General features: G+C 34.3%; 2 protein-coding genes and 1 pseudogene. 1 reads left to right on the top strand and 2 read right to left on the bottom strand.

What is annotated here, in order from left to right; all coding sequences use genetic code 11:
* A partial coding sequence (gene repM, locus ACEYOS_RS11300; RefSeq protein ID WP_373797578.1) for a replication initiation protein RepM occupies positions 1-952 on the bottom strand: 952 nt, incomplete at its 3' end.
* A gap of 428 nt (positions 953-1,380) precedes the next feature.
* Between repM and ACEYOS_RS11295 the strand changes: the two genes are divergently transcribed.
* On the top strand, positions 1,381-1,626 hold the full coding sequence (locus ACEYOS_RS11295; protein WP_373797577.1) for an XRE family transcriptional regulator: 246 nt from the start codon (positions 1,381-1,383) through the stop codon (positions 1,624-1,626).
* Between the two features lie 660 nt (positions 1,627-2,286).
* On the opposite strand, the pseudogene ACEYOS_RS11290 reads toward ACEYOS_RS11295, so the two are convergent.
* Positions 2,287-2,669 (bottom strand): annotated as a pseudogene (locus tag ACEYOS_RS11290) (hypothetical protein); the annotation flags it as partial.

Genomic DNA, 2,669 nt, shown 5'->3' with positions numbered 1-2,669 from the left:
GTTTGACTTGTTTTTGCTTTTCGCCAAATCCTAATTTTTGTAAAAGTGGATAAAACTTTTTAAATTTTTCAGGCTCTAAAAGCATATCAGCTATACGTTTCGCAAAATCTTCATAAGATTCTGTACCCTCTGAATGCTTGCTCATTTCAGGCATTTCAGAAAGCTTATGAGCGAATAGGAAGCGTTGCGGATCTGTCATTTTTACAAATAGATCTGGTGTGTTTTGATCTCGTTTGGGGTCTACTGTGTTTTCGATCTTAGCTTGTGGCTTTGGCTTAAATTTGAATGAAAAGCCTGTAATAGATCGCCCTGTTTTATGTTGCTCTTCTTTGACTGTTATATCGGTATGTTCGTTAATTTGCTTGATTGCTGGGTCGAAGACACGCTTTTTAAAATCGCACATTGCTTTATATTCGTTTTCGACTAAGCCAAGCTTTGAACGAAAGTCATTAATTTCAATAACTGGGGTTTTTCCTACGCTTCTCCAAGATACTAATAATTCATATAAACGAGTGGCGTATAGGTTTAAGTTGGCAACTTGCATCAATTCGTAGCTAGTAAAATTCTGCTCTAAACGAGTGATTAACGGCACAATTTCAGGGGCAAAACGTAATTTAACAATACCTGCACCTTCAACATAGGAAATACCACTTACCCATCTAACTACACGCTTTTCAGGCTTATTTCTCTTTTCATCGACAGTCATGTAAGTCACTTGACGATTAAAGAGCGTCATCACTGCATCTGACAGCATTCCATAGGTGTTTTTAACATCGACATGAAAGCGGTCCGCATAGTGTTGGGCGTGAATTTCTAAGAATGTTTCAGTATCTATCCCTTTGCCTGTTTCTCTTGCTTCAATAATTGCTAGCAGAACGAGTCGCTGTTCAACCAAACTCAATGTATAGCTCGCATTTATTAACGAATTATCTTTCACAACCAAGCTCATAATTAATCTTCATTCTTATAATAATAGGACAATTAAAAATTTATCATTAAAATGACAAGTTGTAAACAGTCCTTTTAAGCAGGGTAAATGTCCGTTTATAGCAGGGCAAATGTCCGTTTATAGCAGGGTAAATGTCCGTTTATAGCAGGGTAAATGTCCGTTTATAAGTTGTGAAAGCATTGCTGTGCTTGTGTTTCAGATGACTTAAAAGCATTTAAAAGCTTAAAAGATTATTTAAAAGCCCAAAAAACAAAAAAACATATTTGAAACTGCCCTATGTTTTCGCTTTCGCTCAAACTTTATTGAATCTCGCTGCGCTCGATTCCTGGGGGCAGTTTTGTCAAACTTTGGGAATGGGAATAAAATTAAAAATGGATTCGCTTCGCTCATAGTTTTTTTATTCTCGCTTCGCTCGCTTAGGAACAAACACCATGAAGATTCAAACTTTCGATTCTGCTTTCAATGCAATTCTTGAACCCGAAGAAGCCAAAATAATGCGTTATCGTTCTGATATGATGTCGCAAATTATTCAAAATATTAAAAAAAATAATTGGTCTAAAGATGAGGCAATTGAGAAACTAAAAACAAATAAACAAACTATTAATTTTCTAATGACTGGAGATATTAGTAATCTTCCAAATGATTTATTAGAAAAATTGGTCGCTACGCTCGGCTGATCTCGTTGAGTTTTTAATGGGAGCTTTGTAATCAGGGAGGAGAGTTAGCGAATTTTGTTTTTGTCGCTCGTAGACACTCGCTCTATTAATTTTATTTTGAAATCAAACAATCCATTTTTTAACTTTTTAACCATTTTCGATAAAAACATCCAAGATCAACATTAAAATACGTCCTATTTCATTTCTGTTTACGATTTAAAGGCGATTAAATCAATTTCCCTAGTTACCCTACGTTTTAATTTTTAAAAATGATTCTGTGCGATTCTGTGCGATTTTTTGGGTGATGGATATTTTTTTGAAATTTTGAGGTTGGGCGGTTTGAGATTTTAAGCAGGTTTTTGATTTTTCATTTCCGATCAGCAGAACGGTAATGCACGCTTACGCGTTTCTCCGAAACATCAAAAAAAGAAGCAAAAGAAAGAGTACGGTTTTTTTAAATAAGTAGTTTTGTGTTTGCAAAACTACTTATGTACATGGAGCATAATTTATTTGATCTTTTGTTGAGGCAAATAGACTGAAATGGAATTTTCATTTCTGAACAGCAGTGAAGTAATGCACGCTTCCGCGTTTCTCTGAAACAAACAAAAAATCGAACCCTAACAATGTGAAAAATCGGCCCAAACTCTTGGGCTATTTTTCACATTGTTAGGGTATATAAAATTAAATTTTCGGGGGATTCTCTTCAAAGTATTCAGCAAATATTTTTTGCGTATCTGTGTTTTCAATCATTTCTAAAATTCGATAAGCGAAACACTCATCTGGTTCTTGGTACTCACGTAATTTTTCATATCTTCTATCTTTAATAATTTTTTCTGCTACAGCTTCCTTTACTTCGTATGATTTAAATTTGATGAATTTATGTTTTTTAGGCTTCGTATTTTGTTGATTAATTACTGTGTTTTGTTTGACTTGTTTTTGCTTTTCGCCAAATCCTAATTTTTGTAAAAGTGGATAAAACTTTTTAAATTTTTCAGGCTCTAAAAGCATATCAGCTATACGTTTCGCAAAATCTTCATAAGATTCTGTACCCTCTGAATGCTTGC

Source organism: Kaistella sp. (genome assembly GCF_041824135.1).
Classification (GTDB): Bacteria; Bacteroidota; Bacteroidia; order Flavobacteriales; family Weeksellaceae; genus Kaistella.
This window is presented reverse-complemented; position numbering and strand designations above follow the sequence as displayed.